Origin of the sequence: Arthrobacter cupressi (assembly GCF_900099975.1) — a bacterium.
GTDB classification, from domain to species: domain Bacteria; phylum Actinomycetota; class Actinomycetes; order Actinomycetales; family Micrococcaceae; genus Arthrobacter; species Arthrobacter cupressi.
In genome coordinates, this window is sequence record NZ_FNEI01000019.1 from 22,112 (window position 1) to 47,144 (window position 25,033).

Here is a 25,033-nt window from a genome sequence, read left to right on the forward strand (position 1 = left end):
AGTGCGCGCCATACCCGCCGCACCGCATGGATGTACTGCACGAATGTACTGCAGGAAAGTACGAAGAGAGGACGCCACGTGCGCAAGGTTTTTCAGGAGGAACTCACCCAGGTGGGTGAAGACCTCATCGAGATCTCAAAGCTGGTCACGGAGGCGATCCGGAACGCGACCACGGCGTTCGAGGGTGCCGACGTGGACTTGGCTCAGGAAGTGATCGCGGCCGACGCCCGGATCGACTTCCTGCAGAACAGCCTGGACGAACGGGCCATCGACATCCTCGCCCTGCAGGGCCCCGTGGCCAGCGACCTGCGCATGATCGTGGGTTCGCTGCGGATGAGCGCTTCGCTGGAGCGCATGGGCGACCTTGCCCGCCACGTGGCGCAGCTGGCCCGCCTGCGTTTCCCGGCCACCGTCATCCCCGAGGCCCTGACCGCCACCTTCAAGGAAATGGCGCAGCTGGACCTCGAGATCAGCCTGAAGGTCACCCAGCTGCTGGAAACACGGGACCTGGAAGTGGCCCGGGACATCCTCAAGCTGAACATCGCTCTCGATGACCTCCACCTGAGCGTCTTCAAGACGATCGCAGAACCCGCCTGGCAGGAGACGCCGTCGACCACCGTGGACGTCGCCCTGGCGAGCCGCTACTTTGAACGCTTCGCCGACCACGGCGTCTCGGTGGCCCGCAAGGTCAGCTACCTGGTCACCGGCGAGTGGCAGCCGGAAGGGTTCTAACACTCCCTTAACAACGACGCCGGCCGCTTACCTCGCGAGGTAAGCGGCCGGCGTCGTTAAGCCGATAGGCCCTATTTCTTGCCCTGGGCGGCGACAGCCTTGATGGATTCGGCTGCGGCCTCGGGGTCGAGGTAGGTGCCGCCGCGGTTGATCGGCTGGAAGTCCTCGTCCAGTTCATACACCAGCGGGATGCCGGTGGGGATGTTCAGGCCGGCGATGTCGTCGTCGCTGATGCCGTCGAGGTGCTTGACGAGGGCGCGCAGGGAGTTGCCATGCGCGGTGACCAGGACGGTCTTGCCGGCCTTGAGGTCTTCCTTGATATCGGATTCCCAGTACGGCAGCAGGCGCACCAGGACGTCCTTGAGGCACTCGGTGCGCGGCAGGGCGTCGCCGAGCCCGGCGTAGCGGGGGTCGTTTGCCTGCGAGAACTCGCTGTCGTCGGAGAGGGCGGGCGGCGGGGTGTCGTAGCTGCGGCGCCATTCCATGAACTGCTCTTCACCGAACTCGGCGAGGGTCTGGGCCTTGTCCTTGCCCTGCAGCGCGCCATAGTGGCGCTCGTTGAGGCGCCAGTCGCGCTTGACCGGGATCCAGCCGCGGTCCGCCTTGTCCAGGGCAATGTTCGCGGTGTTGATGGCACGCTTGAGCAGCGAGGTGTAGAGGATGTCCGGGAGAACGTTGTTCTCAACCAGGAGTTCCCCGCCGCGGGCTGCTTCCGTGCGGCCTTGGTCGTTCAGGTCGACGTCCACCCAGCCGGTGAACAGGTTCTTGGCGTTCCATTCGCTGTGGCCGTGGCGCAGCAGAATCAGCTTGTAAGTCATGGTCCACATCCTATCGGAGCGGTACCCGGCGTTGCCGGGCGTTACGCCCGACGGCGGCAGCCCCGGCGCCCGGGCCCACGCCGCCAGGGTTCCCTGGCCGAGCGCCAGCGAGGGGAGGGAGGCGGTGGGGCATACCCTTGGACTGTGGTCCAGAAGGCAGAGCGAGTAACGGGAAAACGGGGCAAACCCGTCGGCAACATCACCCGCGGCACCACCAATCCCAACCGCATGCGCCGGCTGGACCGCTGGCTGGTGGGCCCGCAGGCGTGGCGGCTGCGCGCCGCCGTCGACCCTTTGGTGGTGGACCTGGGTTACGGCGCCTCGCCGGCCACCGCCGTCGAACTCTTCGAACGGCTGCAGGCCGTCCGGCCCGACGTGCGGGTGTGCGGAATCGAAATCGAACCGGACCGGGTGCGGCTGGCCAAGGAACTGGAGCGGCCCGGCCTGAGCTTCCAGCTGGGCGGCTTCGAGGTACCGGTGCCCGGGAAGCCGGTGCTGGTGCGGGCCTTCAACGTGCTGCGCCAGTATGAGGAAGGCGATGTGGCCGCGATCTGGGAGCTGGTGTGTTCCCGGCTGGCCCCGGGCGGGCTGTTCATCGACGGCACCTGCGATGAGCTCGGCCGGCGCATGAGCTGGGTGGCGCTCGGCGCGGGAGGACCACTCAGCCTGAGTTTCTCGGTGCGTTTCGCCAGCTTTGAATTGCCCTCGGACATCGCCGAACGGCTGCCGAAAGCCCTGATCCACCGCAACGTCCCCGGAGAAAGGATCCACGCCTTCCTGCAGGCGATGGACCAGGCATGGCTGGAGGCGGCTCCGATGGCCTCGTTCGGCAAGCGCCAGCGCTGGACGGCCATGTGCACGGCCCTGCGCGACGCCGGCTGGCCGGTCCAGGACGGGCCTGTGCGCTGGAGACTGGGCGAGCTGACCGTGGACTGGATGGCGGTCGCGCCCGGGCCGGATTACCGGCCCTAGGGTATTACCAGTTGTACGGCCCGGAGCCGTACGGGCCCTGGCTGCGCCCGCTGTTGCCGATTTCGCGCAGGGCGGGCCGGACGTCGGCCAGGTAGACGCTGGCGGCCGTGACGGCGGCGATGCCGAAGAGGCCGAGCCCTCCCCCGCCGAGGAAGACCGAGAAAGCACCCACCGCGGCGGAAATGCCGGTCATCGCCAGCCAGAAGGTCTTGGTGCGCTTGAACGCCGCTTCGAAGTGGGCAGGCTTGTAGCGCAGGCAGTCCACCAGCGCCCACAGCTCCAGGCCGAAGGCAATCAACCCCAGAATGAAATAGATTCCAGCCTGGATGGTCCCGATCAACAATTTTCCGTCCACGGACCAAGCGTACCCAACTAGGCGTCGAGGGAGCCCAGCGCCTGCTCCAGGTCCGCCCAGAGGTCCTCGACGTTCTCGATCCCCACGCTCATCCGGACCAGGTTCTCCGGGACGCTTTCCGGCTCGGCGGTGTGCCGGCGTCGGCGCTCAATCAGGGACTCGACGCCGCCCAGGGACGTCGCCGGGATCCAGAGGCGCAGCGCCTTGACCAGTTCGTCCGCGGCATCCGCGGCGCTCCGGCCGGCATCTCCTGCCACCTGGATGCAGAGGATGGAGCCGAAGCCCTTCATCTGCTTCCTGGCACGCTCGTGGCCGGGATCGTCGGGGAGGCCGGGGAAACGGATGCCTTCGACCCGCGGGTGGCCCTTCAGCCGCTCCGCGAGGGTTGCGGCCGAGGCCTGCGAGCGTTCAACGCGCAGGGCCAGGGTGCGCAGCCCCCGCAGCGCCAGCCACGCTTCGAAGGGCCCGGCGATCCCGCCGTGGATGGTGCGCTGGTGCAGCAGTTCGGCGCGGATCTCCGGGTTGGAGGTCACCAGGGCGCCGAGCACGACGTCCGAATGGCCGGCCAGGTACTTGGTCACCGAGTGGAGCACGACGTCGGAGCCCAGGCTGAGCGGCTGCTGCACCAGGGGCGTGGAGAAGGTGTTGTCCGTGACGACGACTGCCCCGGCGGCGTGGGCCGCGTGGGTGAGGGCACGAACGTCCGCGATGCCGAGCATCGGGTTCGTGGGGCTTTCCACCCAGAGCATGTCCGCGGCCTTGCCGTCGTCCGGGGCCAGCTGGGCCTTCACCGCGTCGGTATCGGCGATGTCCACGATGCGCAGTTCGAAGAGTCCCTTGGCCGCGAGCTCCGCGGCCATGACGAGGGAACCGGCGTAGCTGTGCGAGGGCATCACCAGCACGCCGCCGGCGGGAATCAGGGACAGTGCCGAGTTGACCGCCGCGAGGCCCGAGGCATAGAGCAGCCCCGGCAGCTCCGCGCCTTCCAGCTGGGCGAGGGCCTCTTCGAAGGGGTCCCAGGTGGGGTTCGCGTACCGCCCGTAGCCGCGGTCGCCGTCGCCGAGCGCGCCGGTACCGTAATAGGTGGAGGACAGGACAATGGGCGGGTTCACGGCTTCGTCGTGTGCGCGTTCCGGGCGGCCAGCCGCCACCACCACCGTGTCTGCGGACAGTTCCGCCGCGTGCTCTCGCGAAAGGCTCATGGGTACAAGCGTAGGCCCCGAACGGAGCCTGTCAGGGTTCCTCTGTAACCTTAGAACCGTGACTACACAGAGCCGGGGAATCTTCATCGCCTTCGAGGGCGGGGACGGCGCGGGCAAGTCCACGCAGGCCGCCCGCCTGGCCGGGGCACTCGAATCCCTCGGCCACACCGTGCTGCGTACCCGTGAACCGGGCGGAACGCCCATCGGCGAGAAACTGCGTTCCCTGGTCCTGGACCACGGCCACGGCACCATCGATGCCCGCACCGAGGCCCTGATGTTCGCCGCCTCGCGGGCCGCACACGCGCACCAGGTGATCCGGCCCGCCCTGGCGGAGGGCGCCGTCGTGATAACCGACCGCTACATCGACTCCTCGGTGGCGTACCAGGGTGCCGGCCGCGGACTCGGCACTGACGACGTCCGCAAGCTCAACGAGTGGGCCACCGAAAACCTCGAACCGGACCTGACGGTGCTGCTGGACGTGCACCCGGAAGACGGCCGCGAAAGGCGGACCGCCGGCGACGCCGGGGAGGACCGGCTCGAATCCGAACCGGATGATTTCCACTCCCGCATCCGCGACGCCTTCCTGGAACTGGCCGCGGCCCGCCCGGAGGGTTACCTCGTGCTCCCGGCGAAGGACCCCGTGGAGGACCTGGCCGCACGCATCCTTGAACGGGTCGGGCAGCTGCTGCAAACCACGGTGTCCGGAGGCAGGCCGTGAGCGTCTGGGACGACCTTGAGGGCCAGGCACCGGTGGTGGCCCAGTTGCGGCAGGCCGCGCAGGGCGAGGGCCTCACCCACGCCTGGCTGTTCACGGGCCCGCCCGGTTCCGGCCGGTCCAACGCTGCCAAGGCTTTCGCCGCGGCCTTGAACTGCGAGCAGGAAGACCTCACCCTGCGCGGCTGCGGCGAATGCCCTTCGTGCCACACGATCCTGGCCGAAACACATTCGGACGTGACCTTCGTGCGCACCGAAAAAGTCACCATCACCATTGAGGAAGCACGGCAACTGGTGGCCAAGGCCGGCGACAGGCCGGCGTCGGGCCGGTGGCGGATCATCGTGGTGGAGGATGCCGACCGGATGGCCGAGCGCACCACCAACGTGCTCCTGAAGGCGATCGAGGAACCAACGCCCCGCACCATCTGGATGCTGTGCGCTCCCTCCCCCGCGGACGTGCTCGTCACCATCCGCTCGCGCTGCCGCACGGTGGGGCTGCGGCTTCCGCCCGCGGCGGACGTCGCCGCGCTGCTGGTGAGGCGCGACGGCGTCGAACCAGGCCTGGCCGAACGCGCGGCCCGGGCGGCGCAAAGCCATGTGGGGATCGCCCGGCGCCTGGCCCGCGACCCCGAGGCCCGCGAACGGAGGCTGGACACGGTCCGTTTCCCGCTGGGCCTGCGCGGAGTGACCGCCGCCGTCATGATGGCCGAAAAGCTCGTGAAGATCGCCACGGATGAGGCGAACAGCTCCAATGAAGAGCGCGATGCCGCCGAGAAGGCCGCGCTTCTGGCGACCCTCGGGGCGCCGGAGACCGGCACCCTGCCGCCGGCCATGCGCAGCCAGATCAAGCAGCTCGAAGACGACCAGAAGCGCCGTGCCAAGCGCTCGATCACCGATTCCCTGGACCGCACCCTCACGGACCTGCTGTCCTTCTACCGGGACGTCCTGGTAATCCAGCTGGGGAACGCCGTGGAACTGGTCAACGTTGAACTCAGGAGTGAACTGGAAGCCTACGCTGCGGCGTCGACCCCGGAGACCACCCTCACCCGGATGGATGCCATCAACACGGCACGGGTCCGGATCACCACCAGCAACGTGGCTCCGCTGCTCGCAGTGGAGTCCATGGCAAGCAGCCTGATCCAGTAACACCAAGAACCCGGCCCGCGTCCGTGCAGCACTGAGGAGAACCGCATGAACCCCGCAACCCCCCGGCCCGCAAAGCCCCGGCGGAGTCCCAGGCGCCGCGTTACGGGCGTCATCGCGGCGGTACTTTCTACGGGCCTGCTGCTCAGCGGCTGCGTCTTCTCGGTGCCTTTCGGCGGCGGATCCGGAAGCGGCTCGACCAGCGGCAGCGGGCAGGACCCGGATGCCAAGGCGTCCGTTCCGAAAGGCTTGGAGTCCTTCTACTCCCAGAACGTGGACTGGAGTTCCTGCGAGAACGGCTTCCAGTGCGCCAACATCAAGGTCCCCACGGACTACGCCCACCCCGAGTCGGGCAGCATCGTCATCGCTGCGATCCGGCTCCCCGCCCGCGGCAGCAAGAAGGGTTCCATCCTCGTGAACCCCGGCGGTCCGGGCGCCTCCGGCTTCGACTTCGTCAAAGACGCGGCGAAGACCCATTTCACGGCGAAGCTGCGGGCAGGCTTTGACATGGTGGGCTTTGATCCGCGCGGCGTGAAGCGTTCGGCCCCGGTGACGTGCCTCAGCGACATCGAGCGGGATGAAAGCCGCGAAAAGGTGTACCGCCTCAACACCGATGCCGGCCTCCAGGCGGCCCTTGCCGACAACAAGGACATCATCGCCAAGTGCGTGGAGAAGTCCGGCCCGGCGCTGGGGCACATCGACACCGAAAGCTCGGCCAAGGACATGGACGTCCTGCGCGCCTTGCTCGGCGATTCCAAGCTGAACTACCTGGGCTACTCCTACGGAACCTCGCTCGGCGCCACCTATTCGGAACTCTTCCCGGACAACGTGGGCCGGCTCGTGCTCGACGGAGCCGTTGACCTGGCGCTCAGCAACGAGGAGCTGACGGCCCAGCAGGTGGTTGCCTTCGAAAATGCCTTGCGCAGCTATGTGGAGGACTGCCTCGGCCAGGCGGATTGCCCGTTGTCCGGCAGCGTGGACGACGGGATGCAGCAGATCCGGGATCTGGTGTCCGCCGTCGATGCCAACCCGGAAACGGCCGACGACGGGCGCCTGGTCACCGGGCCCACCCTGGTCAGCGGCCTCTACACGCCGCTCTACGACGACGCCTCATGGCCGGTGCTGACGCAGGCGCTGAGCGCGGCGTTCGAAGGCGATGTGTCCCTCATGCTGCGCATCGCCGATCTCGGGGCCGACCGCAATCCTGATGGCACCTACAACTCCAACACCGGCTTCGCATTCAACGCGATCAACTGCCTCGACTACCCCATGGTCACCGACACCGCCGGCATGCGGACGGAGGCGGCGCGGCTCACGAAGCTGGCGCCCACTTTCGGCCCGTACTTCGCCTACGGCGGGGTGAACTGCAAGGACTGGCCGTTCAAGCCGGTCGGGTCGCCGGCACCGGCCAAGTACACCGGCCAGGCACCCATCGTCGTCATCGGCACCACCGGCGACCCCGCCACCCCCCTCGCCTGGGCGCAGGCCATGCAGAAGCAACTCGGCAACGCGTCCCTGGTGACTTGGAACGGCGAAGGCCACACCGCCTACGGCCGCTCCAACCGCTGCGTCTCCACCGCCGTCGACGACTACTTCCTCAACGGCAAGGTGCCGGCGGACGGCACCCGCTGCTGACCTTCTTTTCGTAGCGGCAGCCGCGGTCCCCTGGCTTCGCTACAACCGCGCGGCGCGGGGTTCCAGCAGCGCCGGAAGGTCCCTGATGGACGGCACGACGGCGGTGGCGCCCGCGGCGCGGAGCGTCGCCTCCGAATGGGAGCCGCTGAGGACCCCCACCACGGAGGAGGCACCTGCCCGGACTCCGGAAAGCATGTCCGAGCTGGTGTCACCGACGACCACAACCTCGCGGACATCGTCCAGGTCGAGGGCGAGCACGGCGGTGAGGATCATGTCCGGGTACGGGCGGCCGCGGCCGGCGTCGTCCGGGCACAGGCTGAGGTCCGCCTCCCCCATCCAGCCGAGGGACTCGAGGACCATGTTCTGGGTGTGCCGGCCGAAACCCGTGGCCAGGCAGACCTTCATCCCGGCATTCCGCAGCCAGGCGATGGTGTCCGCGGCGCCCGGAATGGCGCGGACACCGCCATCGGCGATCAGCTCGTCGTATGCCAGCTCGAAGGTCTTGTTGGCGCTTTCGGCCAGCCGCGGTTCGTCGAAGAGATGCGTGAAGACCGTCAGCTTCGAATACCCCATGGTGTCCCGCGCATAGCCGAGCATGCTCTCGAAGCGGGTGGATCCCGGCTCTACGCCGTGTTCGATCAGGGCCCGGGCCATGGCCTGTTCGGTGCGGCCGTCGTCCGTGATGGTGGTACCCACCATGTCCAGGACCGCCAGCCGCAGGCGTGGGGGCCGTATTAGGCCGTCACGGTTCCCGGTTGACCCCTCGCTGTCCATGCTCATCGCTCCCCTTTGCTGGTGGACCTGTACAGGCCCCGGCGTCGGTGGCCGGCATCAACGGCCACGGTATTCCGCCCAGCTTCGGCCCGGCCCGCGACGGCCCGCTGAACCATGGCTGTCTGCCGGATGAACTCCGTCCCAACCCTGTTTCCGGCGGCCAAAACGGCAGGCTTTCCGGCAGTCCGGTGGAGGGCCCCCAGGCCACCCGGAACCGTTTTGACCCGGGCGCGGTGGCTCCACTACAGTTGTGTCTTGCGTGATTCAGCCGGTCCTTCCGGAAGAACCGCGGTGCTTCGTTAGCTCAGTCGGTAGAGCGTTTCACTCGTAATGAAAAGGTCATCAGTTCGATTCTGATACGAAGCTCGGAAAAGCCCCGCCATTCCTTGGAATGGCGGGGCTTGTTTGTTTCCCCGGGCCGCTTTCGTTCCCGGGACCACTACGACGGAGCCTGAAAACGCCAAAGGTCCCGCGCTCGGGAGCGGGCGCGGGACCTCTATCTAAACGTGATTAGGCGAAGTCGGAAACCGCCGGGTCCGGGCCAATGCGGCCTTCGGCGCCGCGGTCCAGGCCGTTGATTGCTTCGATGTCCGCCGCGTCAAGGGTGACGCCGAGGGCTGCGAAGTTCTCCACGATCCGGGATTCGGTGACCGATTTCGGGATCACGACGTTGCCGATGGCCAGGTGCCAGGCGATGACGACCTGCGCGGGGGTGGCGCCGTGCTTGGCGGCGATGCCGGCGATCGTTTCGTCGGCCAGCAGCTCGCCGCCCTGGCCCAGCGGGGACCAGGCCTGGGTAAGGATGCCGTTGGCGGCGTTGAATTCCCGCAGTTCCGCCTGGTTGAAGAAGGGGTGCAGCTCGATCTGGTGGATGGCCGGAACCACACCGGTCTCGTCGATCAGTCGCTGCAGGCCTTCCTTGCTGAAGTTGGAGACACCGATGCTTTTGACCCGGCCACTCTTCTGCAGCTCGATGAGCGCCTTCCAGGTGTCCACGTACTTGTCCCGCTTGGGCTGCATCCAGTGGATCAGGTAGAGGTCCAGGGTCGCCAGGCCGAGGCGATCCAAGGAGGACTCGAACGCCTCGAGCGTGGACTCGTAGCCCTGGTCGGCGTTCCACAGCTTGGTGGTAATGAAGAGATCCTCGGGCTTCAGGCCGGATGCTGCGATGGCGCGGCCCACGCCGGCCTCGTTGCCATAGATCTTGGCGGTGTCGATGTGGCGGTAGCCGGCCTCGAAGGCCTGGCGGACCACCTTTTCGGCTACGTCATCCGCAACCTGCCACACCCCGTAGCCGAGCTGGGGAATGGAGTTGCCGTCGTTAAAAGTCAGATTCGGGGTGGAAGTCATGGCCCCATCCTGCCAGCCGCGCCCGAAGAAGGTCACGGCTTTTTACGGCGGCTAAGCTAGGCGCTTAATAATTGCAGCCTTTGAATAAGCGCGCGTGCACCTATCGGCCACCGGCGGGCCGCCTAGCGGCGCATCAGGCGCTCGGCCTCGTCGACATGCTCATGGACCGCTTCGGCCCGGCGGCGCACCGATGCCGCACCTGCAGGGGCAGCAGGAGCGGCGAGGCGCAGCATCGCGGCCGCCTCCGCCGTCGTCGCAAGGGAGTTACCCGCCTTGGACAAGGCCCGGTGGACGCCGGAGAGCTGCCCCGGGATGTCCAGGCCTTCGCTGGGTGCCAGCCGCTGTGCCTCGATGCACACCGCCCGCACCCGGGCGGACAGTTCCGCCAGCTCATTGGCGATCACCACGAGCTCGCCGTACAGCCGCTCGTCCTCCACACCCTCCAGCACCTGGTGGTACCGGTCAAGGCCGCGGTGAAAACGGTCATGGGCACGCCGCCACAGCCCCTTGCCGAGTTCGGCGTCGTCCCTCCGCCCTTGACGGAGCTCCCCAAAGATACCCAAGCGAAGCTCAGAGATACTGGCCGGGACCGTGGTCCGGGTCCTCGGCAGTTCCGGGCCGGCCTGGACCTGGTTCACCCCGGTGTGCCGGGGCACGCTGCGGTTCGCCGTTGGCGCCGATGACGACGCCGGGCGCAATCATGGTTCCGGGCGGCAGCTGGCGCAGCTGCAGTTGGGCCGCGGCGTGTTCCCGGGCGGCCTGCTGCGCGGCCATCGCGGCCTGGATCCCGTGGAAGAGCCCTTCCAGCCAGCCGACCAGCTGGGCCTGGGCGATCCGGAGCTCGGCGTCCGATGGCGGTTTGTCCTCGGGGAACGGCAGGCTGATCCGTTCGAGCTCCTCGATCAACTCCGGGGCCAGCCCGTCCTCGAGTTCCCTGATGGAGCGTTCGTGGATCTCGGCAAGCCGGCCGCGCGCGGCGTCGTCGAGCGGGGCACTCTTCACTTCTTCGAGGAGCTGCCTGACCATGGTGCCGATCCGCATGACTTTGGCCGGCTCGTCAACGAGGTCCTGAAGATGGTTCGGCTTCTTGGAACCGGCCTTGCCGTCGCCGTCCTTGCCGGCCTCGGCCGCAGCGGCGGGCACCGCGGATCCGTCGTCGATGGTGGTTCCCTCGACGGGGATGTCGTCAACGCTCTTGCTTTCCTCAGTCGCGTCCAGATCGCTCATGGCTTCATACTCTCACGGGGCCGCAAGCGGCCCGCCGTTCGTTTCTTCCGGTTGTGGCTGCGGGTTCAGCAGCACCTTCCCTGCGGCTCCGTGTCCTGGCGGTCCATGCGTTCCCGCCAGAACTGTCTTTCATTCATCGGCGCAGTGGAGTGGCCGCAGGCCTCATGGTGCTCCAGGTATTTCCGGTAAGCGTCGGCGCCCATGACGCCCCGGAAGTAGGCGGCGACGCCGCGGAGTCCGCGGAGCAACGGGGCCGCCACCGCCTCTGGCCGGGCCATCAGTGATGCCCCGGCCGCTCGAAGCGCTTGGCCGCGGGGACCTTGGCCCAGGCGGCGGCAAGCTCGCGCTCGGCCGCCGTCGGGAACAGCCCGGCCGGCGCGAAGACACGGGACGGCCGCGGGGCGTCCTCATGATCGTGGCCGCCGCCGTCCCGGAACGCCTTCACCGTTGCGAGGATCGCGGTGATGATCACGATGATGCTGAGCACCACGAAGACCACCGACAACACACCCTGGACCATGGTGTTGCGGACCACCGCCTCCATGGCGGCCACGGTCTTGGCCGTGCCGAACTCCGTCTTGCCGTCGGCCAGGGCCTTGGCGAAGGCGGCGTTGTTCGCGAAGTAACCCACGGCGGGAACCGGGGAAAAGATCTTGTGGAAGCTCGCGGTGATGGTCACGACGGCGGCAAACGCCAGCGGCACTCCGACGATCCACAGGAACTTGAAGGAGCCCCGTTTGGCCGCGATGGCCATGCAAACGGCGAGGGCGATCGCGGCAAGCAACTGGTTGGCGATGCCAAACAGCGGGAACAGGGTGTTGATGCCGCCCAGCGGGTCCGTGACGCCCATCAGCAGCACCGCTCCCCAGGCACCCACCATGACGGCTGTGCACAGCCAGGCGCCCGGCCGCCAGGACGCCTCCTTGAACTTCGGGACGAAGTTGCCGATGGAGTCCTGCAGCATGAAACGGGCAACGCGCGTGCCTGCGTCCACGGCGGTGAGGATGAACAGTGCCTCGAACATGATGGCGAAGTGGTACCAGAACGCCATCATCGCGGTGCCGCCGATGAACTGCTGCATGATGTGCGCCAGGCCGACGGCGAGCGTCGGGGCGCCGCCCGAACGCGACACGATGCTGGGCTCGCCGACGTTCTGCGCGGTTTGCGCGAGGTCCGACGGGGCGATGTTGACGCCGGACAGGCCCAGGCTGTTGACCCACTGGGCGGCGGTTTCAACGGTGCCGCCGGTCAACGCAACGGGCGCGTTCATGGCGAAGTAGATGCCGCGGTCGATCGAGATTGCGGCCACCAGGGCCATGATGGCAACGAAGGATTCCATGAGCATGCCGCCGTAGCCAATGAAGCGGGTTTGGCGTTCCTTTTCGACCAGCTTGGGGGTGGTGCCCGAGGAAATCAGGGCATGGAAGCCGGAGAGGGCGCCGCAGGCGATGGTGACAAACAGGAAGGGGAACAGCGCCCCCGAGAACACCGGGCCGTTGTCCCGGCCGGCGAATTCACTGAAGGCCGGCACGGTGATTTCGGGCCGCACCACGATGATGGCCACGGCAAGCATGACGATCACGCCGATCTTCATGAACGTTGACAGGTAGTCCCGCGGCGCCAGGAGGAGCCAGACCGGCAGGATGGCGGCGATGAAGCCGTAGACGATGATGCCCCAGGCGATGGTGGTCTTATCCAGGTGGAAGAAGGAGGCACCCCATTCGGTGCCGGCCACCATGCCGCCGCCGATGATCGCGGCCATCAGCAGGACGAACCCGATGATCGAAACTTCCATGACTTTGCCGGGCCGCAGGAAGCGCAGGTAGACGCCCATGAAGAGCGCGATGGGGATGGTCATGCCCACCGAGAAAACACCCCACGGGCTCTCGCCGAGGGCGTTGACCACCACCAGCGCGAGGATCGCCACGATGATGATCATGATGAGCAGCGTGGCCACGAGGGCCGCGGTGCCGCCCACCACGCCGAGCTCTTCGCGTGCCATCTGTCCCAGCGAGCGACCGCCGCGGCGCATTGAGAAGAACATCACCAGGTAGTCCTGGACGGCGCCGGCGAGGACGACGCCGATGATGATCCAGATGGTGCCCGGCAGGTACCCCATCTGGGCGGCGATGATCGGCCCCACAAGAGGACCGGCTCCGGCGATCGCGGCGAAATGGTGGCCGAAAAGCACGTTCCGGTCCGTGCGGACGTAGTCCTTGCCGTCGGCCTTGTACTCCGCCGGCGTGGCCCGGCGGTCATCGGGTTTCAGCAAGTAGCGCTCAATGACCTTGGAGTAGAAGCGGTACCCGATGAGGTACGTGCAAACGGCCGCGAAGACGAACCAGATCGCGTTGACGGTCTCGCCCCGGACCAGGGCCACCATGAACCAGGCCACCGCTCCGAGCAGCGACACCACCATCCATAGGGCGATCTTCCCGGGAGTCCACCGCCGCTCCTCGGCTTCCCTGACGGCGTCGTCCACTGCGGGCGGCGGCAGCTCCGGGTCGAGTTCGAGGACGTGCGCTTGAACGGATTCCGCATCTTTCCCGTTCGGCTGAGTACCCATGGCTCCTCCTTGAGAACAGTGGTTATGGCCTACGCGGCACTGTAGCAAGGCCCGGCGACGAAACCGGCGAGGCTAGACCTCGGGAAGCACGGCGGCGATCTGCCCGGTGTGGACCAGCCTGGCCTCGCAGAGGTCCAGCCAGCGCAGCTCTGCTTCGAGCTGGAACACGAGCGAATCCAGGACCATGATCCGGGCGATGTCCTCGGCCCGCGGCCCGGCCGGGACGTCCTTGCGCAGCTGGTTCAGTTCCTGCAGCTTCGCCAGCGAGGCGTCACGCTGCTCCTGGATGATCGTGGGCAACTCCGATCCGGGCAGGGTGGCGGCGAGCGAGAGCTTGATGGCGAGCTCGTTCCGGGGCGTAGAGGAACGGTTCGCCGCCGTCGAAAACCACTGCTCCACGTCGTCCCGGCCCGCCGGGCTGAGGCTGTACACCACGTGGCCCTCGCCGTCGGACCCTTCCCGGACCACCAGGCCGTCACGTTCCAGCCGGTCCAGGGTGGAATAGACCTGCCCGATGTTCAGCGGCCAGACCCCGCCGGTGCGGGCTTCGAACTCCGCCCGGAGTTCATAGCCGTAGCGGGCTTTGTCCTGGAGCAGGGCCAGGATGCCATGCCGGATGGCCATGGTCCCTCCTTTTCACGGGCTTTTCGCAAGGCCTGCTGCCACGGCCGCTCAGAGGAGCAGGAGCACCTTGCCCATGTGTTCGCCGGAATCGAAGTAGTGGTGGGCTTCGCGGACCTGCTCCAGCGGGAACGACTTGGCCACGAGCGGATTGATGCGGCCGTCACTGAACAGTGGCCAGACGTTGTCACGGACAGCGTTCATGATCATGCCCTTTTCCGCCACCGGACGGGAGCGCAGCGTGGTTCCGATGACCGCCGCGCGCTTGCTGAGGAGCTGGCCAAGATCGATTTCGCCTTTTGTCCCGCCCTGCAGGCCGATCACCACGAGCCGCCCGTAGTCAGCGAGCGCTTCGACGTTCTGCTTCAGGTACTTCGCGCCGACGACGTCGAGGATCACGTCCGCGCCGCGGCCGCCGTTTTGTGCCTTGAGGCTTTCGGCGAAGTCCTCTTCGACGTAGTTGATCACGATGTCCGCACCGAGGTAGGCCTTGGCGGTGCTGGCCTTTTCGGCCGAGCCGGCGGTGGTGGCGACCTTTGCCCCACAGGCCTTTGCCAGCTGGATGGCGATGCTTCCGATGCCGCCGGTGGCGCCGTGGATCAGGACCGTTTCACCCGGCTGCAGCTGCGCGGTCATCACGAGGTTGGAGTACACGGTTGCCGCCACTTCAGGCAAGGCGGCAGCGGTGACGAGGTCGACGCCGTCGGGCACTTTGAGGACCTGTTCGGCAGGGACCGCAACCTGCTGGGCGTAGCCGCCGCCGGCGAGCAGCGCCACCACCTTGTCCCCTACGCTGAACGGCTTGCTGACCTCCGGGCCGAAGGCCGCGATGCGGCCGGAAACCTCGAGGCCCGGAACCTCGGAGGCCCCCGGGGGCGGCGGGTAGAAGCCGCGCCGCTGCTGGACATCGGCCCGGTTGAGGCCGGCCGCGACGACGTCGATCAGCACCTCGCCGGGGCCGGGAACCGGCGCGGGAACCTCACGGATCTCAAGGACTTCCGGCCCGCCGGGTTCGGAAATGTAGACGGCTTTCATGGGTGCTCCCGATTCCTTGCGTGATGGTGCGCGGCCGCTGCGGCCAAAGAGCCCGCTGCGGGTTTTTGAAGCAGCCAACTCCCTATGAAACACTACTAGGCAGGGAAGGTTGTCCGAGCGGCCTAAGGAGCTGGTCTTGAAAACCAGTGTGCGGTAACCCCGTACCAAGGGTTCAAATCCCTTACCTTCCGCGTGGCGCAGTCGTTGCTTCGGCATTTGCGCAGGCCAGAGGCCGGTTGTCGGCCCACTCCGGTGGGCAGTCCGCCGGCCTCCGGCGTTTCCGGTTCCCGCCCCGCCTCCTGCCCGCCACCCCGTTCCCGCGGACTGGCGCCCCGCCGCCGGGTGCGTGAGAATGGCCGCATGTGCGGACGATTCAGCGTAGGTTTCGAAGCGGACGATCTTTCCCGGAAACTTGATGCGCTGCTCCGCGATGACACCGTGTACCCGTCCCCTGCGCTCCAGTTCAATCCGACCGATCCCGTCACCTTCCTGCGCGGACGCAGCGGCGATGACGGATCGCTCCGGCGGGAGCTCGCCGTCGGGCGGTGGGGGCTGATTCCCAGCTTCGCGGAGTCCTTCGAGACGCGCCTGCCGAGCTGGAACGCCCGCTCGGAGACGGCAGCGACCCTGCCAAGCTTCAAGTCGTCCCTGCAGAAGTGGCGCGCAGTGGTGCCGGTCTCGGCGTACTACGAATTCAAGAAGTCCGGCCCGGGCCGGAAGGACCCGAAGCAGCGCTACGTCGTCGAACCGGGGAACGATCTCATCACCTTCGCCGGGCTGTTCGCCTTCTGGCGTGACGAGTCGGTGGCCGACCGGAAGGACCCGCAGGCCTGGCGGCTGTCCTGCAGCATCCTGACCATGCCTACGCCCCCGGCGGAGGCGCATGAGGGCCTGCACAATCTCCACGACCGCCTGCCGGTTCCCCTCGCTCCCGGGATGATCAACGACTGGATCGACCCGGAGGAAAAGGACGGCCGCTCCCTGCTGGACGCTGCCTTGTCCGACGCCTACGAGCTTGCCTCGTCCTGGACGCTGCGTCCCGTGGACCTGGTGGACGGGAACACCCGCATGGTGGAGGTTCCCAACCCCGTGGCCTGACGGGCCGCCAGGCCTGGACTGACTGCCCGCTAGGCCGGGCCTGGCGCATGCGGGCTACCCCGGGCGACCCGAAGGTCCCGCCGCACGTCCGTTTCCTTCAGCCACGTATGCCGCTCGCCGGGTTTGAAGGGGTCCGGCCACCACTGGACCAAGACCCTGCCCGGCGCCGTACGGACCACCATGGCCGGGACGTACTGCCCGAACCCCGGCCACTCAAGGTAGGCCAGCACCGGCACCTTCCCTACCCTGGACAGCGCCTGGGTTTCCCGCGGAAGGGGTGTCTTTGCTGCGTTCAACGGTGCCCGGTGGACCCGCTCCCCCGGGCTGCCGGCCCCGTTCCCTGGCCCCGGAGCGCCCTGCGGGGCGCTGCTTGGAAAGCTCTGTTCAGGCATGCCCGAAGGCTACGCCGGGGCACTGACAGCAACAAGGATGCCGGACGGGCAGCCCGGGGCCCGACTCCGGATCATTGAAACTGTCCGACCCCCGGCATAGGGTGCTGTCTGTCTCCACCAACTGCCCAAAAAACCGGGGCTGGACTTGTCCCCGGAACAAACTCAAGGAGCAACATGCCTACCCCTGAGATCACGCCCGGCGCACCCTGCTGGATCGACCTGATGACCTCGGACACCCAGAAGGCCAAGAACTTCTACAACGCACTGTTCGGTTGGAGCTACGAAACCGGTGACGAGGAAAAGTACGGCGGCTACATCACCGCCTGGAAGAACGGCAAGATGGTGGCCGGCATCATGCAGAAGCAGGACGACATGGGCCCCATGCCGGACGTGTGGTCCACCTACCTGCGCACCGACGACATCAAGGCCACCGCCGAGGCCGCGGCAGCCAACGGCGGCCAGGTCTTCCTGGAACCGATGGAAGTACCTGAACAAGGCAGCATGGCCATGGTCGCCGACCCTTCGGGCGCTGCGATCGGGCTGTGGCAGTTCGGCGAGCACAAGGGCTACCAACTCGCCGCGGAATCCGGGGCTCCGGCCTGGCACGAGCTGCACTCCAAGGACTATGAAAACGCCGTCGCTTTCTACCAGAAGGTTTTCGGCTGGGACACCAGCGTGGTGGGTGACACCCCGGAGTTCCGCTACACAACACTCGGCGCCGGAGACGACGCCAAAGCCGGGATCATGGACGCCTCCGGGTTCCTGCCTGAGCAGGTGCCCTCCTACTGGACCGTGTATTTCGCGGTGGACAACGCGGACGCCACCGTGGAACAGGCACTTGCGCTGGGAGCCACCGTTATCCAGCCCGCCGAAGACACCCCGTTCGGCCGCCTTGCCACGCTCACCGATCCCACCGGAGCTGTGTTCCGCCTGGTCCAGGACGTCAACCTCAAGGGATAGACCCCGGCTCCCCGGACGGCGCTCTGCCGTTCCGGGGAGTCCCTTCCGCCAACCCGTTGAAATGAGGACCGCGATGCCGATCGCGCGCAACGCCAAATACCGCACCGCCAAGCATGCCGTGGCGGCAGCCGCCGCGCTGTGCGCACTCACCCTGGCCCTGGGCGCGTGTTCCTTCCCGGGCAGCGGGGATGCCAAACGGGATTCCTCGGGTGTCGCCACCGAATCATCGAAGGCCGATGCCTTCAAGGTGAAGGTGGGTGACTGCTTGGAGAAGCCCAACGGCTCGGAAGTCCAGGACGTCACCATCATCCCCTGCCCCCAGGACCACGATTTCGAAGCCTTCGCCGCAACAAACCTGGAGGACTCCGCCTATCCGGGAGACGCAGTGATCACCCAGAAGGCCGAAGATTTTTGCAGCAAGGAGTTCGCCACGTTCGTCGGGAAGCCGTTCGATGAGTCCGGGCTCGAAATGACCTACTTCTTCCCCACCAGTGAGAGCTGGAAGACCGGAGACAAGGAGATTGTCTGCTTGGTCGGCGGGGCCGCGGGGGCACAGACCAAGGGGAGCCTGAAGGGGTCCAAGAAGTAGCAACAACGAAGGATTTGGGGGACCGGATGTTGTCAGTTTCGCGGCGTACCGCGGGTTGGGGCGCACCGCGCCTCCGTTGGCGGGGCGGCGACCGCGAGATCCTCTGCTTCGTCGGCCGGGCCGGGGGCGCGCAAAGCACGGGGAGCATCAAGGACTCCAAAAGGTAGGACCGACCCGCCACCGGGCGGCAACCCCGGTTCATTTTGCCCTGCTCGAATGCCACGGATGTTTCTTTACTCCCGGTAAAGTCCGATCCCGACGGGAATTCCCGGAATTCCCCTGCACCAACAAAAAGTCCCAACCCTGCACGGTCCGATCGCCGGCGCCGGTACAACGCGGCGCAGGCGTAACCAGAACCTGACCGGTTCTCAAGAGAAAGTCAGAACGGATGCATAGCAAACACTGGAAGTTCCTGGTGGGATCGGCGCTGTCGGCAGGGTTGCTGGCGGCGCCACTTACTGTCCCGCCCACGGCCGCTGCGGAAGAAACCTCCGCCCCGGCCGTGGTCATCAACGAGGCATACCTTAGCGGCGGAAGTTCCGGCGCCGCGTTCCGCAACAAGTTCGTGGAGCTCTACAACAGCGGCGACACCGCCGTGGACCTCGGCGGCTGGTCGCTGCAGTACCGCTCAGGAACGAGCACTGCCGCGCCCAGCGGGATCACGGAGCTGTCCGGAAGCATTCCGGCCAAGGGTCACTTCCTCATCAAGGGAGCCAGCAACAGCACCGCGTCCACCGCCCCCGCACTGCCAACCGCCGACGTCGACGGTTCCGGCTCGTTCAATCCTTCCGGCACGGCCGGGACCATTGTCCTGGCCAAGCAGGCCGCCGCACTCGCCCTCCCCGCCGGCTCGGTCACGGGCAACGGGACCGTGGCGGACCTGCTCGGCTACGGCACGTCGAACACCTTCGAAACTGCCGCCGCCGCTACCCCGGCCGGGAACACCGACGTCAAGAGCCTGAACCGCAGCAACGGCGCGGACAGCAACAACAACTCCGCCGATCTCTCGCTCAGCGCCACCATCACCCCGACCGCTTCGGGTACCGTGACGGCCCCTCCCGTGGAGCCCGGCGCGAAGACCATCGCCGAGATCCAAGGCACCGGTGCCGCGAGCCCGCTGGCGGGCAGCACTGTCACCACCCGCGGCAAGGTCACCGCCGTCTACGCCACGGGCGGCTTCAACGGCTACTACGTCCAGACCCCCGGCAGCGGAGGAGACCCGGATCCGGCGGCCAGGACGGCGTCGGACGCTCTGTTTGTCTACTCGCCGTCGACGGCGGCGTCCGTGCACACCGGTGACTACCTGGAGCTGACCGGCCCGGTCAGTGAGTTCGCGAACCAGACCCAGCTCACAGTTGACGCGGCCGGCCTGAAGGTGCTCGCCGAGGCCGCACCCGAGGTCAAGCCCAGCAGCTTCGCCCTGCCCGCCGACGACGCCGCCCGCGAGCGCTACGAAGGCATGCTCGTGGCACCGCAGGGCGCGTACACCGTCACGGACAACTATGCCCTCAACCAGTACGGCGAAATCGGACTCGCGGCGGGCACCACCCCGCTGGTCCAGCCGAACGCCGTAGCAGCGTACGGCACCCCGGAGAACACCGCGCTTGCCGCCGAAAACGCCGCACGCGGGATCAAACTCGACGACGGCGCCTCCACCAACTTCCTCAAGGACGCCACCACCAAGGCCCTGCCGCTGCCATACCTGACCACCAGCGACCCCGTCCGGGTCGGCTCGGCCGCGGCCTTCCGCACCAACGTGATCCTGGGCTACGGAAACAACGCCTGGAAATTCCAGCCGCTTTCACACCTGACCCCGGCCACCGCCGAGGCCGTGCAGCCGGTGTCCTTCGCCGCCAGCCGCCCGGCGGGTCCGGCCGAGGTGGGCGGGAACCTGAAGATCGCGTCCTTCAACGTCCTGAACTACTTCCCCACAACCGGCGATCAACTCACCGGCTGCACGTACTACACCGACCGGGACGGGAACCCCATCACGGTCAAGGACGGCTGCAACGCGCGCGGTGCCGCCAATGCGGAAAACTTCGAACGCCAACAGGCCAAGATCGTCGCCGCGATCACCAAGGCCGGGGCCGACGTCGTGTCCCTCGAAGAAATCGAAAACTCCGCCCAGTTCGGCAAGGACCGGGACGACGCCCTCGCCAAGCTGGTCGGAGCGCTCAACGCCAAGACGCCGGGCGTGTGGGACTACGTCCGTTCCCCCGCCAACGCCCCGCCGCTCATCGACGAGGACATGATCCGCACCGCCTTCATCTACAAGAAGGCCGTGGCCGAACCGCTGGGCGAGTCGATCATCCACAACGACACCGTGGCCTTCGCCAGCGCCCGCAAGCCGCTGGCCCAGGTCTTCAAGCCGGTGGGCGCCGAAGATGACAAGAAGTTCATCGCGATCGTGAACCACTTCAAGTCCAAGGGTTCCGCCGCGACCCCGGACGACACGGACAAGGGCCAGGGCGCATCCAACCTGGCCCGCACCAAGCAGGCCCAGTCCCTCCTGGAGTTCGCCACCACGCTGCAGGAATCGAAGGGCACGGACAAGGTGTTCCTGATCGGCGACTTCAACGCGTACGCGCAGGAGGATCCCATCAAGGTCCTCACCGGCGCCGGCTACACCGACCTCGAGGCCGGCACCGGGAAACACTCCTACCTGTTCGGCGGAATGGTCGGCTCCCTGGACCACATCCTGGCCTCGCCCGCGGCCAAGGCCACCGTCACCGGAACGGACATCTGGAACATCAACTCCGTGGAGTCCGTTGCGTTGGAGTACAGCCGCTATAACAGCAACGTGGGCAATTACTATGTGGCTGACGAATTCCGCGCCAGCGACCACGATCCCGTGCTGGTCGGGTTGAACCTGCCCGTCACGGAAACGCCGGACAGCGTTGACCTGCAGTTCCTGGGCATCAACGATTTCCATGGCCGCATCGACGCCAATACGGTCCTGTTCGCCAGCACCATCGAAAAGCTCCGTGCCGAGGCCAACGGCAGCACCGCCTTCATCTCGGCCGGCGACAACATCGGCGCCTCGCTGTTCGCCTCGGCGATCGCGAAGGACCAGCCCACCATCGACGTGCTGAATGCCCTGGAACTGAGGGCCTCCGCGGTGGGCAACCACGAGTTCGACGGCGGCTGGGCGGACCTGCGCGACCGTGTCATCGCGGGCGGCGCCAACGCGAAGTTCCCGATGCTGGGTGCCAACGTCTACCAGAAGGGCACCACCACGCCGGTGCTGCCCGAATACACGGTGCTGGACATGAACGGGATCAAGGTGGCCGTGATCGGCACCGTGACCCAGGAAGTTCCGACCCTGGTGACGCCGTCGGGCATCAGCGATCTGGACTTCGGCGATCCCGTTGACGCCATCAACCGGGTGGCCTCGAAGATCAAGGCGGAGAAGCTCGCCGATGTGATCGTCGTGGAAAACCACGACGGCGCCGGCGCGGGAACGCCCGAAGGCGCCACCCTGGAGCAGGAAGTCGCCGCCGGCGGCCCCTTCGCGAAGCTCGTCAAGGAAACCAGCCCGGACGTGGCCGCGATCTTCACCGGCCACACCCACAAGGAATACGCTTGGGACGCCCCCGTGTATGACGCCACCGGCCAGCCCACGGCGAAGACCCGTCCGATCGTCCAGACCGGCAACTATGGCGAGAACATCGGCCGCATCACCCTCACCGTGGACACCGCCAGCAAGGCCGTCACGGCGTACACGGCGGGCAACGTCAAGCGCATCACCACCGACCTCTCCGGCACGTACCCCCGGGTGGCGCAGGTGAAGACGATCGTGGACAAGGCCCTCGCCGAGGCCGCCGCCGTCGGGAACCAGCCGGTGGGCGCGGTCACCGCGGATATCACCACGGCGTTCACTCCGGATCCCGCGGGCGGCGCACCGAAGCGGGACGACCGTGCGAGCGAGTCCACCCTGGGCAACCTCGTGGCGGACTCGCTGGTGGACACGCTCAAGGCACCGGAACTGGGCGGGGCCGAGATCGGCGTCGTGAATCCAGGCGGCCTCCGCAACGAGCTGTACTACGCCCCGGACGGCACCATCACCTACGCCGAGGCCAACGCGGTGCTGCCGTTCGTCAACAACCTTTGGACCACCTCGCTGACCGGCGCGCAGTTCAAGACCCTCTTGGAACAGCAGTGGCAAACCAACCCGGACGGCACGGTTCCGAGCCGTCCGTACCTGCAGCTGGGCCTGTCCAGGAACGTGAACTACACATACGACGGCGCCCGCCCGGCCGGTGACCGGGTCACCTCCATCCGGGTGGCCGGCGAGCTGGTCGACCCGGCGAAGTCCTACCGGATCGGCACCTTCAGCTTCCTGGCCGCCGGCGGCGACAACTTCCGCATCTTCAAGGAAGGCGCCAACACCAAGGACAGCGGCTTGGTGGACCGGGACGCCTGGATCAAGTACCTCCAGAACCACAAACCGGTCTCACCAGACTTCGCCCGCCGCTCGGTGGCCGTCGTCAACAGCACCCCGGCCGAGGTCAAGGGCGGGGACGCGATGACGCTGGCGGTTTCCAGGCTGGACCTGACCTCCCTCGGCAGCCCGGTGAACAAGTCGCTCACCGCGGTGTTCACCGACGCGAAAGGCGTGGCCACCCAGCTGGGGTCGGTTCCGGTGAGCGGAGGCGCCGCGGCGGTGGAACTGAAGGTACCCGCCTCGGCGGCGGCCGGAACGGGCACGCTGGTGCTCACCGCCGTCGAGTCCGGGACCGTGGTGAAGACCGCCGTGCAGGTGGCCGCGCCGCTGCCGCCCAAATGCACGGCACCGGTCCCGCCCACCCAGTGGTACGACTTCCTGGGCTGGATCCGGTACGCGATCGCGTGGGTCGAGTACCAGAAGTGCCTGAAGGGCTAGAGCCCCAGCACGGCCCGGGCGATTTCGTCCGCGTCGCGCAGGGTCCGTTGCCCGCTGCGGTAGGCCTGGCCGTCGGCGGGCACGGCTTCGGCCGCGATGGCTGTCCCCCACTGGTTGGCGGAGAGTTGCAGGCCAAGCACGTACATGCCGGCGGTCACCGAGCCGTTGGCGCCCACGGCGCGGTACGGGTGCGGCTCGACGTCCAGGCCCGTGGCCTGCACGGGGGTGCCTTCGGTGCCCAGCATGACCTTGGGCCGCACCAGCCCGTCGGCCAGCAGTTGCCGCATGAGCGGGGACGCGGTGGTGCCCACCCGATTCGCCGGGGCCAGGGCTTCCACCATGGTCTTCGCCGTGGCCGGCTCGCCCCCTACCCAGGGGGATGAGGCGGTGAAGAGCTGCTGCGCGCGGTCCACGCCGAAGCGCGGGTCGGGTCCGGTGAAGCTGACGACGCCGGCCCGCGCCAGGGCGGCCAGCTGCTCCGCCCGCAATGCCGGGGGTCCGCTGGCCAGGCCTTCGACGAACGACTCGAACCAGCCACGGAGTTCGCCCAGCCAGGACTCATCGGTGATACCGCCGTCGGCCACCACGCTTTTCAGCACGGCCCGGCCGGTGTGCAGCGCACCGATCGCCATCTTCATCGGGTCCGTCTCGCCGAGGGCGGAGCGCCGGGCGTCGTCGTCGAGGTAGTCCACGACGGCGGCGTCCAGTTCCCGCCGCCCGGCGAAGGACCGGCCGGCGAGGGGGGCGGCGAGGCCCGGCAGGTCCAGGCGGCGCGAGGCGGCCACATGTTTGGCCACCAGCTCATCGACGCGTTTTTCCCAGCTGCCGGCGGCGTGTGCGTGCGGTTGCAGGGCATCCTCCAACGCGGCCAGGAACTCCCCGGTGTCGCTGATGGCGGCGGGCTGGGCCGCGGCAAGCGTGGAGTAGTAGGCCCACAGGGTGTCCCGGTGCAGCAGCGGCCACAGGTCGTGGTCGAAGCCCGGCTGGATCCCGGCCGCGGCGAAGCGAGCCATCGCTTTCTCGTTGAGGTAGCGCAGCCGGATGGATTTCGGATAGTAACCGTCCAGGCCGGCCTTGGCCCGGTAGGGGGTGCCGCGGCGGGAGGCGGCGATGATCTTCGGTTCCCGGCCGGAAGGCACGTACCTCAGCGTGCCCGGACCTCCGTCCGACGGTTCGAACCGTCCGCCGCGGCCCACGCTCAGCTGCACCATGACGTCGAAGAAGTTCAGCCCCATGCCGCGGACCAGCACCGGTTCACGGTCCGGCACCCGGGACCAGTCGACGTCGGCCGGTGCCGCCGGGGGCAGGTACAGCAGTCCCAGCCCGGCTGCTGCGCCGGCGAAGGCACGCTGTTCAGCGTTCAGCTGCGCTTCCAGGTGCCCGAGCGCAAGGACCACGGAATCGGCCGCAAGGTGCGCGCCGGAGCCGAGTTCGACGTCGAACCTGGACGCGCCGTCCAGGTCCCGGCGCACCGACACGGCGGCGTCACGGTGGAAGGTGACCTCGACGCCGTCGGGGGTGCGTTCCAGCAGGGCGTCCAGCGTCTCGCTGAGGTACCGCCCGTAGATGGCGCGGCTGGGAAAGTCACCGGTTCCCAGCGCCGCGAGTTCGTCCTGTTCCTCCCCGCTGAGGCCCTGGCCATGCTCCCGGCGGCGTGCCCGCCACTGCTCGAACGTGCCGCCGGCCAGCGGGGCGGCGAGCGCCGGGTCCTCCGGGATGAGTGTGGGATAGAACGACTGGGTGTTCATCAGGTACAGGCGCGACTGCCCGGGCTGCCAGACCCGGCCGGGACCTGCCGGGTACGGATCCACAACATCCACCTGCAGGGTGTGCCCGGCAGGCGCCGACGCCGCCCAGTTCGCGAACAACCGCTCCAGGACACTGGTGCCGCGCGGTCCCGCACCGATCAGTGCCACCCTGGTTTTCTGCGATTTGTCCACCGCCCAAGCTTACTTTCACCATGACTTG

Annotated in this window: 22 protein-coding genes and 2 tRNA genes; 11 read left to right on the forward strand and 13 right to left on the reverse strand. The window is 67.5% G+C overall.

The genetic code is table 11. The features are described 5' to 3' along the window. Positions 1-78 precede the first annotated feature (78 nt). A complete protein-coding gene (phoU, locus tag BLP88_RS17165; protein WP_074591229.1) occupies positions 79-732 on the forward strand; it encodes a phosphate signaling complex protein PhoU in 654 nt (217 codons plus the stop codon). Between the two features lie 71 nt (positions 733-803). On the opposite strand, the gene BLP88_RS17170 is transcribed toward phoU, so the two are convergent. Next, positions 804-1,550: a phosphoglyceromutase gene (locus BLP88_RS17170; RefSeq protein WP_074591231.1), complete on the reverse strand. Its 747-nt coding sequence runs from the start codon at positions 1,548-1,550 to the stop codon at positions 804-806. A 144-nt stretch (positions 1,551-1,694) separates the two neighbouring features. On the opposite strand from BLP88_RS17170, the gene BLP88_RS17175 reads away from it, so the two are divergent. After that, positions 1,695-2,522 carry a class I SAM-dependent methyltransferase gene (locus BLP88_RS17175; RefSeq protein WP_074591233.1) on the forward strand — a complete coding sequence of 276 codons (828 nt, stop codon included), beginning with the start codon at positions 1,695-1,697 and terminating at the stop codon, positions 2,520-2,522. A gap of 4 nt (positions 2,523-2,526) precedes the next feature. On the opposite strand, the gene BLP88_RS17180 is transcribed toward BLP88_RS17175, so the two are convergent. Both BLP88_RS17180 and BLP88_RS17185 read right to left on the reverse strand, forming a co-directional pair. Beyond that, complete coding sequence (locus BLP88_RS17180) at positions 2,527-2,877, reverse strand: DUF2516 family protein (RefSeq protein ID WP_074591235.1); 351 nt, start codon at positions 2,875-2,877, stop codon at positions 2,527-2,529. A 17-nt stretch (positions 2,878-2,894) separates the two neighbouring features. Continuing rightward, the gene (locus BLP88_RS17185; protein WP_074591236.1) at positions 2,895-4,079 is read right to left on the reverse strand and encodes a trans-sulfuration enzyme family protein; all 1,185 of its coding nucleotides are present in this window, start codon (positions 4,077-4,079) and stop codon (positions 2,895-2,897) included. Between the two features lie 58 nt (positions 4,080-4,137). Between BLP88_RS17185 and tmk the strand changes: the two genes are divergently transcribed. The 3 genes from tmk to BLP88_RS17200 are packed head-to-tail and all read left to right on the forward strand — an operon-like array spanning position 4,138 to position 7,571. Further along, positions 4,138-4,797, forward strand: a complete 660-nt coding sequence (gene tmk, locus BLP88_RS17190; protein WP_074591237.1) for a dTMP kinase — start codon at positions 4,138-4,140, stop codon at positions 4,795-4,797. Then, positions 4,794-5,939, forward strand: coding sequence for a DNA polymerase III subunit delta' (locus BLP88_RS17195; RefSeq protein ID WP_074591239.1), 1,146 nt, complete (start codon positions 4,794-4,796; stop codon positions 5,937-5,939). The genes tmk and BLP88_RS17195 overlap by 4 nt, the downstream gene beginning before the upstream one ends. Before the next feature lie 45 nt (positions 5,940-5,984). Next, positions 5,985-7,571: an alpha/beta hydrolase gene (locus BLP88_RS17200; protein WP_139163440.1), complete on the forward strand. Its 1,587-nt coding sequence runs from the start codon at positions 5,985-5,987 to the stop codon at positions 7,569-7,571. Positions 7,572-7,610: 39 nt separating this feature from the next. Here the strand turns inward: BLP88_RS17200 and BLP88_RS17205 are convergent, their stop codons facing one another. Beyond that, positions 7,611-8,345 carry an HAD-IA family hydrolase gene (locus BLP88_RS17205; RefSeq protein ID WP_139163442.1) on the reverse strand — a complete coding sequence of 245 codons (735 nt, stop codon included), beginning with the start codon at positions 8,343-8,345 and terminating at the stop codon, positions 7,611-7,613. Positions 8,346-8,638: 293 nt separating this feature from the next. Here BLP88_RS17205 and BLP88_RS17210 point away from each other — a divergent pair. Then, positions 8,639-8,711, forward strand: a tRNA-Thr gene (locus BLP88_RS17210). A 144-nt stretch (positions 8,712-8,855) separates the two neighbouring features. Here BLP88_RS17210 and BLP88_RS17215 read toward each other — a convergent pair. The 7 genes from BLP88_RS17215 to BLP88_RS17245 all read right to left on the reverse strand — a co-directional run bounded on the left by BLP88_RS17215 (position 8,856) and on the right by BLP88_RS17245 (position 15,144). Beyond that, complete coding sequence (locus tag BLP88_RS17215) at positions 8,856-9,695, reverse strand: aldo/keto reductase (RefSeq protein WP_074591243.1); 840 nt, start codon at positions 9,693-9,695, stop codon at positions 8,856-8,858. 122 nt (positions 9,696-9,817) lie between these two features. Next, positions 9,818-10,258 (reverse strand): hypothetical protein, encoded by a 441-nt coding sequence (locus BLP88_RS17220; protein ID WP_074591245.1) that lies wholly within the window; start codon positions 10,256-10,258, stop codon positions 9,818-9,820. Between the two features lie 7 nt (positions 10,259-10,265). Continuing rightward, the gene (locus BLP88_RS17225; RefSeq protein WP_074591247.1) at positions 10,266-10,922 is read right to left on the reverse strand and encodes a bacterial proteasome activator family protein; all 657 of its coding nucleotides are present in this window, start codon (positions 10,920-10,922) and stop codon (positions 10,266-10,268) included. A 65-nt stretch (positions 10,923-10,987) separates the two neighbouring features. After that, entirely contained in the window at positions 10,988-11,200 is a 213-nt protein-coding gene (locus BLP88_RS17230) for a YbdD/YjiX family protein (RefSeq protein WP_074591249.1), read from the reverse strand. Next, positions 11,200-13,488 (reverse strand): carbon starvation CstA family protein, encoded by a 2,289-nt coding sequence (locus BLP88_RS17235; protein ID WP_074591251.1) that lies wholly within the window; start codon positions 13,486-13,488, stop codon positions 11,200-11,202. The genes BLP88_RS17230 and BLP88_RS17235 overlap by 1 nt, the downstream gene beginning before the upstream one ends. Before the next feature lie 72 nt (positions 13,489-13,560). Beyond that, positions 13,561-14,112: a PadR family transcriptional regulator gene (locus BLP88_RS17240; RefSeq protein WP_074591253.1), complete on the reverse strand. Its 552-nt coding sequence runs from the start codon at positions 14,110-14,112 to the stop codon at positions 13,561-13,563. Positions 14,113-14,160: 48 nt separating this feature from the next. Continuing rightward, positions 14,161-15,144, reverse strand: coding sequence for an NAD(P)H-quinone oxidoreductase (locus BLP88_RS17245; protein ID WP_074591255.1), 984 nt, complete (start codon positions 15,142-15,144; stop codon positions 14,161-14,163). 103 nt (positions 15,145-15,247) lie between these two features. Here BLP88_RS17245 and BLP88_RS17250 point away from each other — a divergent pair. Continuing rightward, positions 15,248-15,335: transfer RNA gene (locus BLP88_RS17250), tRNA-Ser, on the forward strand. Between the two features lie 169 nt (positions 15,336-15,504). Beyond that, on the forward strand, positions 15,505-16,242 hold the full coding sequence (locus BLP88_RS17255; protein WP_074591257.1) for an SOS response-associated peptidase: 738 nt from the start codon (positions 15,505-15,507) through the stop codon (positions 16,240-16,242). A gap of 29 nt (positions 16,243-16,271) precedes the next feature. Here the strand turns inward: BLP88_RS17255 and BLP88_RS18835 are convergent, their stop codons facing one another. Next, positions 16,272-16,634, reverse strand: a complete 363-nt coding sequence (locus BLP88_RS18835; protein WP_139163441.1) for a hypothetical protein — start codon at positions 16,632-16,634, stop codon at positions 16,272-16,274. A 174-nt stretch (positions 16,635-16,808) separates the two neighbouring features. Between BLP88_RS18835 and BLP88_RS17265 the strand changes: the two genes are divergently transcribed. The 3 genes from BLP88_RS17265 (at position 16,809) to BLP88_RS17275 (ending at position 23,065) form a co-directional block, all read left to right on the forward strand. Next, positions 16,809-17,594 carry a VOC family protein gene (locus BLP88_RS17265; protein WP_074591260.1) on the forward strand — a complete coding sequence of 262 codons (786 nt, stop codon included), beginning with the start codon at positions 16,809-16,811 and terminating at the stop codon, positions 17,592-17,594. Between the two features lie 73 nt (positions 17,595-17,667). Further along, positions 17,668-18,183, forward strand: a complete 516-nt coding sequence (locus tag BLP88_RS17270; protein WP_175453592.1) for a septum formation family protein — start codon at positions 17,668-17,670, stop codon at positions 18,181-18,183. Between the two features lie 388 nt (positions 18,184-18,571). Further along, positions 18,572-23,065, forward strand: a complete 4,494-nt coding sequence (locus tag BLP88_RS17275) for an ExeM/NucH family extracellular endonuclease (protein ID WP_074591264.1) — start codon at positions 18,572-18,574, stop codon at positions 23,063-23,065. On the opposite strand, the gene BLP88_RS17280 is transcribed toward BLP88_RS17275, so the two are convergent. Beyond that, positions 23,062-25,005 carry an FAD/NAD(P)-binding protein gene (locus BLP88_RS17280; RefSeq protein ID WP_074591266.1) on the reverse strand — a complete coding sequence of 648 codons (1,944 nt, stop codon included), beginning with the start codon at positions 25,003-25,005 and terminating at the stop codon, positions 23,062-23,064. The genes BLP88_RS17275 and BLP88_RS17280 overlap by 4 nt on opposite strands. Positions 25,006-25,033: the final 28 nt, after the last annotated feature.